Source organism: Methylovulum psychrotolerans (assembly GCF_002923755.1).
GTDB lineage: Bacteria > Pseudomonadota > Gammaproteobacteria > Methylococcales > Methylomonadaceae > Methylovulum > Methylovulum psychrotolerans.
The window spans coordinates 3,691-11,917 of record NZ_PGFZ01000028.1 but is presented as its reverse complement, the minus strand read 5'-3'; the positions used below and the strand labels follow the sequence as shown (position 1 = coordinate 11,917).

At 51.8% G+C, this 8,227-nt stretch carries 5 protein-coding genes and 1 pseudogene; 1 reads left to right on the top strand and 5 read right to left on the bottom strand.

Features of this window, described 5'->3' with window-relative positions; genetic code table 11:
• Nucleotides 1–82 precede the first annotated feature (82 nt).
• From AADEFJLK_RS22745 to AADEFJLK_RS22730, 4 genes are all read right to left on the bottom strand, one after another.
• Complete coding sequence (locus AADEFJLK_RS22745) at nucleotides 83–691, bottom strand: Fic family protein (RefSeq protein ID WP_103975912.1); 609 nt, start codon at nucleotides 689–691, stop codon at nucleotides 83–85.
• A 152-nt stretch (nucleotides 692–843) separates the two neighbouring features.
• Nucleotides 844–3,081 (bottom strand): DEAD/DEAH box helicase, encoded by a 2,238-nt coding sequence (locus tag AADEFJLK_RS22740; RefSeq protein WP_103975911.1) that lies wholly within the window; start codon nucleotides 3,079–3,081, stop codon nucleotides 844–846.
• The gene (locus AADEFJLK_RS22735; RefSeq protein ID WP_103975910.1) at nucleotides 3,062–4,369 is read right to left on the bottom strand and encodes an ATP-binding protein; all 1,308 of its coding nucleotides are present in this window, start codon (nucleotides 4,367–4,369) and stop codon (nucleotides 3,062–3,064) included. The genes AADEFJLK_RS22740 and AADEFJLK_RS22735 overlap by 20 nt, the downstream gene beginning before the upstream one ends.
• The gene (locus AADEFJLK_RS22730; protein ID WP_170065234.1) at nucleotides 4,366–7,083 is read right to left on the bottom strand and encodes a TerB N-terminal domain-containing protein; all 2,718 of its coding nucleotides are present in this window, start codon (nucleotides 7,081–7,083) and stop codon (nucleotides 4,366–4,368) included. Before AADEFJLK_RS22730 ends, AADEFJLK_RS22735 begins: the two co-directional genes overlap by 4 nt.
• A 75-nt stretch (nucleotides 7,084–7,158) precedes the next feature.
• Here AADEFJLK_RS22730 and AADEFJLK_RS22725 point away from each other — a divergent pair.
• A pseudogene (locus AADEFJLK_RS22725) lies at nucleotides 7,159–7,544 on the top strand (transposase); the annotation flags it as partial.
• Nucleotides 7,545–7,635: 91 nt separating this feature from the next.
• On the opposite strand, the gene AADEFJLK_RS22720 reads toward AADEFJLK_RS22725, so the two are convergent.
• Nucleotides 7,636–8,227 (bottom strand): ParB/RepB/Spo0J family partition protein (locus AADEFJLK_RS22720; protein ID WP_211299321.1); only part of this gene is annotated, 592 nt, incomplete at its 5' end.

The following is an 8,227-nucleotide window of genomic DNA, read 5'->3' as shown; positions in this document are numbered from 1 at the left end:
GCTCACATGCTCTCCAATGACTCGACGCGATTTCGTATAGCCTGCATTTTCACTTCCGCTTCGCTTCGTGAAAACTCAGGCACTATCGCTTCTGGGGACTACTCGACTCCTGTCTCGCAGCGAAGGTTTTTGCCTTATCGTTCACCCAAGCGACCAGCCCTTCCATTTGGTCTTGCACATTGATAGGGTCAACATACCAATGGATGGTTCCGTCCGCTTGCAAAACATGATTGGGGTGTTTCTTGTACTCGCCCGGAACCCGCTTTTTTTTGACCTTTTCGCCTTGGCTATTTTGGGCAACGGTATAAGTGACCCCCGACAATAAAAGGGCGTTGGTCTCTTTGATAACATATTCCGAAATGTCTCGTTGGTTGCTGATGATTTCGTATAAGTAGTCAATCGCCTCGACATGGTTCTTGGCATCCAGAAAATCTTTGAAGGGTTTTCCCTCAACAGTCAGGCCTTCGCTGATGAAAAAAAACGTTTCCCCCAAGGTCAGGGTGCTTCCCTCAAGGCTGTTTGAATGGTAAGTCCAATCCACCTTCAGCTTTTTGGCGATAACGCCCCATAGCGATTCATCGCTACTTTTTAACGAGTTGATTTTGTCATTGAGGGAGGAGGCCAAAGCAAACAGGCTTTCAATGTCGGGGGTTATGTCCTGTTCGTAAAATGTGTTGATGTCCTTGCTCATTTCTTTCTCTTTAAGGTCGTCATTATCCGGTCATATGGGAAGGTTGTTCATATATTGAAGCGTGAATTCAACGCCGAAGTGCAATCGAAATTAGTGGAAATTGGGAAGCCTGAAATGGCATAAGGCCACGCCGTTTGTGGCTTGTCAATAAATCATCTGGGACTGTGGCGCCGTGCAGCCAAGCGTTTGATAAATTCATGCGCCCCGGCAACATCAAGGGTATGGGATGAATAGTTTTTGGCCAGCAGTTCGGCGGGGAGTAGGGCATCCCATTTTTCTAGCCGCTTGTTCATCACCTCCGCCACCAAGGCGGTGGGGTCAGGCGGGGGTGACACCGCCAAGCCATGCAGGGCTTCGAACACTTTTTCCGGGTTGTCCGTCTTGATAATGATGCTCAGCCCTGTGTTCTCCGCCTGAAACCCCGCCTGTTTCAGCATCAAAGCCAAAGTGTTCATCACCCGGTCGCCCCGCCAAGGAAACAGCTGTACGCAATGGGTCTGGGCCAATAGGGGGAGGCTGTCCAACCCCATGCTCTGGAAGGTGGCGCGGGCTTCCTGAAGCAACTGGTTTGCCGTGCTGTCCAAAAAGGGGATGGGCAGGGTTTCTGACAGGATTTGGCGCATTTCCTCCCGCACACCGTCATCAACCGGCAGGTTGCCGCCATCAAATTTGGGTAACTTACCGCCCAAAGCCGGCATGACGGCGATCACTTTCTTTTCGATGTCCAAGGACAGCACTTGCCAACGTTTGCCCGCAAAGATCAGGTGCGTGCCTTTTTCGACAGGCTGGCTCAGCGGCAAGGCACCCAGGGTTTTGCCGCCGTGGACAAGCCGGAATTCTTCCTCAGCGGCAAACGCCGCGTAAAACGAATAATGGTTGACTAATTGTTCGCCAACCCGCCCATGCAATAACAAACCGGTCGGTGTTTGTATCAAAATGTCTTTTTTGGCCAATTCGCGCAGCAGCAGAATAAAATCTTGTTTCGGCACCCCCAAAAACACACCGCTACCGCACAGCACCGCCCAGGCATCCGCCGCGTTTATCCCGCCATATTGGGCGATGAGGGCCAGCAACTGCTGGATAAGCGTCGATAAATGCAGACCGCCGATGTTGGGCGGTTCGTACCAAGACCGCAGCGACAAACGGACTTGGGCGGTGGACTGCACCAAATTTTCACGCAAAACATCCGATAACGGCGAATGCGGGGCAAGCGCCGCTTCAAGGGCGTAACAGCGCAAAATGGCGGCCTCGCCCCGGCGGCCAGAACGCCCAAGACGCTGGCGTAAACTCGCCACCGAAGGCGCACAGCCGATCTGGGCGATGCTTTTGACCGAACCTATATCAATGCCCATTTCCAGGGTCGTCGTACAAACGGCGGTGGCGGGCCGGCCCTTGGCTTTCAAGGCGGCTTCGGTTTCTTCGCGGACATCTTTGGCGAGGCTGCCGTGATGCGGCCAGAATTCATTGGGAAGCCCCAAATCCTCACAATAACCGCGCAGCAGCGCGGCATATTTTTCGACATTGCCGCGACTGTTCGGGAACACCAAATTATTGCTGCCACGCAAGGTTTTGAACAAATGCTCACTGATAGCGCGTGTGCCTTGGGACAGGGATTTCTCAAAATCCGCGTCATCGCCTACCCAAGCCTCAGGGTCGGCCAACGCTAACGGGTAATCTATAAAGCCTTTTACCAGCACTTTCAGCGCTTGCCCGGCATCGTTACTTTTAATGACCGTGGCCGGGACAGCCGCATTAGGGCGCAGAAACGCGGCGGCTTTGTCCATATCGCCAAGGGTTGCCGACAAGGCGATACGCGGCGTAAAGCGTTTAAGCGCCCTATCAATGCGGTGCATCAGCGACTGGAGCTGTTTGCCGCGTTCCGTACCGATAAAGGCATGTAGCTCATCAACGACCAGATAGCGCAGCCCGCCAAACAAGCCTTGTAACGCGTGGCCATTGGCCATGAGCAGGGCTTCCAAGGATTCCGGTGTGATCAGCAGGCAACCTGTCGGCGATTTTTTAAAGTTGCGCTTTTTCGTGCCGGCAATATCGCCATGCCAAGGTGTGACGGGAATTTCCAAGCTTTCGCATAAGCCTTCCAGCCGCCACCATTGGTCATTAATCAGCGCCTTAAGCGGGCTGATATACATCACGCAGCTGCTGGCCTCTGTAGAGAGCAAGCGGGTAAGGATCGGCAAAAACGCCGCTTCGGTTTTACCCGATGCGGTCGCGGCGGCAATCACAACATCGGTGTCGCCCGCCAAAATAGCAGGGATAGCCTGTTCTTGGGCATCTTTAAGTTCAGACCAGCCCGATTGCCAAATCCAGCGTTGTATGCGTTCATCCAGCAGGGAAAAGCTATCGGAAGCCTTAGAGGGTGAAGCTGACAAGTTCGTCGTCCTCGTCGGGTTCAGGCATATCCCTGTGTAAGGCCGAATCGCCCTTATCGGCGGCAATCTCAACAGCGCCGAGCAAGTCACGCCAATTGGCCGCCGGATTCTGCTCCAAGACGGCCAGCAAGTGGATAAACGCGGTGATGGTGTTACGCGGCGTTTGGAAGTAGGCCTCTCCGATGCGTGTGTGGCAGTGGCCCATAAATGCCTGTAAGGCTTCATCGGGTAACAGGTAGGCCGCCGGATCCCCCGCCGCATGGACATGGCGGATGTTGCTTAACAACACATAAAAATCTTCTTGGGTCAGGCGGCTAAGGCGGATCACCGGCCCTGAATAATCGACAAAACCGTTTTTGGCAAAACTGTTTTCCGCCAACCGTGATTGTAAAGCGGGGTAACTGTACAGGCCCCGGCGGGTATCCAGCAAAAACTCCGGGGTGCCGCCCAACATAAAGCCCAAACCTTCCGCCGTGCCTTGTAAGGAATCGTTGAGAATCCGTAACAACTGCTCATAATTGGCATTGCGTGCCCCCGTATTGGTCAGTTTGTAGAGGTTGACCATTTCATCCAGGCCAATTAACAGGCCACTATAACCCGCCAGACGTACAAACCGCCCCATCAATTTGAGTTGGTCGTAAAAGGAAGCGTCATCGACGATGGTTCTGACACCGAGCGCGCCCCGCGCTTCTGTTTTGGTGGTAAATTCACCGCGTAGCCATCTGATGGCATCGGCCTTTAGCTGTTCGTTACCTTGCTCAAAGCCCCGCCAATAGGCGGCGACGACCGCCGCAAAATCATAGCCGTTGACCATTTCTGTCAGGTGTTCAAGCTTTTGATGGATGGCCAGTTCCGGGTTAATACCCGCCGCCTTGGCTTCGGTTATCGTGGAACTGACAAATTTTTCGACGATACCCGCCAAGGCGCCACCATCCGGTTTGACCCGTGTCGCCAAATTGCGCATCAATTCGGCATACAAAGACCGCGATTGGCCCCCGGTGGCATGGAGGCGGCGGTCAGGATTTAAGTCGGCGTTGGCCGTGACCAGTTTTTTTTCCAATGCCACGCTACGCACCAGATTAAGAAAAAACGTTTTCCCGGAACCGTACTCGCCGGTGATCAAGCGGAAACTTGAGCCGCCGTCGGCTATGCGGCCAATGTCTTTCAGTAGGGCTTCAACTTCCCGGGCCCGCCCGACCTGTATCAGATGCTGGCCGGTACGCGGCACGACACCTGCGCCCAATGATTGGATTACCGCATCTTTGTCTTTCGCCCTGATTGCTGTCATTTACTGAGTTCCTTTACAATTTCTTGGTTAATGTCTTGATTTATGTCTATGGGATCGTCGCCTTCGGTATAAGCTACGTCAAACAGATCAAAAGCCGCTTCGTTAATTTGCTCCAAGGCTCCGTCAAGCATAATGATTCCACACTCGGCGGCAATGGCCTCAAGCTCGGCGCGTGACCACTGCGGACGCGCACACAGACGGCGTATAAAGCCGCTGTGTAAGGTATCCAGCCCCCATAAATCTTCAGGGCTACCCGCTGGTATAGGTGTCGGTACCGACATTTCGGGTACGCACTCTTGGTCAAAAATCGCCACCAGCATAGCGGTGACGTGTTTGGATTCGTCCTTAAGGGCGGCAATCCGCCCCATGTCCAATTGCACGCCCGTTGGGGCTGTTGGCTTGGTTGGCGGCGGAATACGGAAACCGCCTGATGTAGCGGCCGCCGCACGCACTATGATAGGTTCGTCCGCCCCAGTGCCGTGAAGTTTGCCATACAGCGCCTGCACGTCAAGATTGAGCAACGCATAAATCGTTTCCAAAACCTTTACCTGGTTTGCCGAAACCCCGTGGTCGGCATTGGCGACCTGCACTAACAAATCGGCCAACGCCTCACTGGCGGGCAAAGATAGTGTGCCGAGGCGTTTTTTGACGCTTTTCAAGGTCGGTTTGTCTGACAGCAACCAACGGCAGTGCGCCTGTAACCTGTTTTTCTCCGCCGTTTCAAGATAGGGCCAACCTTCAATATGTCGGCCCAGCACAGCCCTTGCTGATGCACCCGCATCGCCATCCGCCAGCGCCACCACCGCCGCAAGATGTAAGGCCAAAGCGGCGGCGCTATAGTGTGCGGAAGGCGTAAGCTGGGGGCCGCTATCAAGGAATAAGACCACGTTGCTGCCCTCATGGGTAATGCCGCCGCCAAATTGGGGATCGGGTTCCATGCCTAGCCCCGCTTCGGCCAGACGGTTAATGAAAGCCGTCATGCTCGGTTTGCTTAGGGTATGCCAGTCGGGCAGCCCGGCCTTTAGCTGGGCAAATTGCAGTTCAATCGGCGTTTGGCTTGCCGCAAGCGTTTGCCTGAACACCTGCAACGGCTGTTTTTGCCCTTCCGGCCACAGCGTGTATGGCAGCTCCAATAAGGCGGTTGACGTGTTTTCCTGGTCAGGGTTGCGGCCTAAAAATCGGCTGTAGGCACTTAAGCGTGCCGCACATTCATCCGCTAACGCTTGTAACTTGTGAGTGCAACTGGTTAAAACCGTCACGTCAGGAATATCCAGTTTCTTTTCTAGGTCCCGATAAGAAAAAGACGGACTGGCGGTATAGTAGGAGGCTTTAATTTTCGTCTTATTGACGGGCAGACGCATACCATTGCCGAAGGACTCGCTATACTTATCCGTAAACAATTGCTTAAACGCAGCGGAACAGCGGTGTGCCGGTGTCTTAAGCCGGATGTTGGTGTCCGCCATCAGCCAGGCATACGCCCAACAGGCAGGCACAGGCACTTTGTCAACGGCAAGTTGCCCTAACGCCAATTTCACGTTTAAAGGTAAGGATAATGGTCTGGCGGCGGGCTTAAGATCCGGCGCTGCGGCAAGGTATTGTTTGAGGGTACAGGTTTCTGGGCTGTCGAATTTCACGAACGCCAGAAATCGGGTGGCATATCCACTAAAATACGCATTGTCACGATATGTCTCAAGTAAGCGTTCGGCGGCTTGGATAATATTAGGCAATTCCGCTTTTGCGGCAGGGTCTGTTGTGGCATCGACCAAAGCCCTGCGCTCCAGCCCATAAAAATATAAAAACACATAACTGATAGAGGCCAAGGGATCATTGCGCCCTTGCTCTAACCATTTTAAATAAGCAGCCCTAGCCGTCGGGGAAAACTCAGAATAAGACAGCTCATAAGGCAGCAAGGGCTGGCGGTAATTTGCCGCCGTCAGCTTACCAATCGGCAACTTGGGGTTAATCAATGCCGGTTCTATCTTGGCGCGTGAGCCGATACTGCGTAAATCTGATCCGAAATACAGCAAGCCTGTCTGGACGGTAACGTATGCGACGGTGACGGCTGTGCCTTGGGATTGCCAATACCCGCTTAAATTGCCGCTCTCCGGCACATTTCCCGCGCCATTATCTGTAGATAACGGTTTCGGCATCTGTTGGGCGACGTTTTGGGTAGGTGCCGGCGGCGGCGCAGGTGTTACCGTACCGCCAAAATAGCGGATTAACACATCCGAACCGCTATTAAACCCCTGGCCTTGGGCGCAAATCCGCCACTTACCTTCCCGGCGATAAATTTCCATGACGATCAAGGCTTTCTCTGCCGAAAAATCACTGCCTACAAAGGTGTAAACAGCCCTTTTGACAGCGCGTTGGGCCAGTGCCAGCAGTCCGCCGCCCATTTGCGACATCACACCATATCCGTCAATAGCCGCCGCAATAACCAAGCGCTCAACAGCAGCCGGCAACTTCTGTAAGTCAATGGTAAAAATGGCGGCATTGTTGTCCGGACATTTAAACAGCACCCCGCCACAGGGTGTGGTTGGCTGATTGTAAAAGCTCATATAACGTTTATCGGCCAGCTTACTGTCCGCATCCAAGCCGAAACAAGAAAAATTAATCCGCAATACGGGTGCATCAACGGTGGCCTCAAGCGTAAACAGTGTGCTAACGTCAATTAAATCAGCAAGATTTAACCGTTGTCCGCGAAGAATATTCATATGTGTTGGTTCAGTCATACGCCAGAAAGGCATGTTGCTAGAAAGTAGCCCGGATGGATAGTTTGCAAAGCCCTGGGGTTCACCAGCGAGGCTATTGCCGACTGGGCGAAAACCAACTTGGAACCCGGCAGTACCGTCTTATCTGACGGGCTGGCCTGCTTCGCGGCGGTAACCAGAGCAGATTGCCAACACGGGGCGATCATTGTCGGCGGACGAAAACCTAAAGACATGGTTGAATTCCTATGACTCAACACCCTACTCGGCAATCTCAAGACCAGCTTTGGCAGCTCTTACCATGCGTTTGGGTTCGCAAAATATGCATCGCGTTATCTGGGGCGTTCGCCTATCGTTTCAACCGCAGGTTCCAGCTCGACGTGCTTCCCATGCGCCTGCTCGTTGCCGCCGTCGCCGTTGAGCCTCGCCCAGAAGTTTGGCTTCGCTCAGCTGAAGCATCTTGCTAATCAGGAAATGTATTGCAATATTTCTCAACAACAAGAAAAAAGTACCTAGTAGGTACTTTTATATAAGCAATTGTTTTATATTAAAAATATTTTAATTTTCTACATATTTATTAAGCAAGCTTTCGAGAACAAATGAAGGTTGAGATCCCGTACTACATTCTATAATTATTTTTTTTCCTTCTATATAGGCTGTCCCAATTTGCTTATTATCATAGAATAATGGCGTATTTTTTCTTGTTTTTTTGGCTCTTGTTGAAGATGTGGACTGACTCCGAAGCCAAAACATCGCTTTTTGCTCACTGGCTCCATTAACAATCATATCAACGGCTAAAATAACATTATCCACATAACCTTTAAGAATATAACCAGCAAAAAACTCGGCACAGTTCGCACCAAATAATTTAGGATTTTTTTCTAGTTGATCAATAACCGATATTGGCAATTTAGTAAAATCAAGGCAACGATCTATTTGTTGCCTTGAAATACCAATATATCGACTCAGTTCACTGACAGATCTAACGTATTGGCTATCCAACAATTTTTTAAAAGACCTGCCTAATTCAAAGTCAGATAAGTTTTCACGAACTGTATTTGATGCAATAGATAGCAATGCAGACTGTTTATCATCTAATATCTTGATGACGGCTGGGATTTTTTCATATCCAAGGATGATATGAGCCCTA

Bases quoted from the DNA above. Each gene is read 5' to 3' on its own strand.
- AADEFJLK_RS22745 (WP_103975912.1), bottom strand. From the start codon at position 691: ATGAGCAAGGACATCAACACATTTTACGAACAGGACATAACCCCCGAC.
- AADEFJLK_RS22735 (WP_103975910.1), bottom strand. From the start codon at position 4,369: ATGACAGCAATCAGGGCGAAAGACAAAGATGCGGTAATCCAATCATTG.
- AADEFJLK_RS22730 (WP_170065234.1), bottom strand. From the start codon at position 7,083: ATGAATATTCTTCGCGGACAACGGTTAAATCTTGCTGATTTAATTGAC.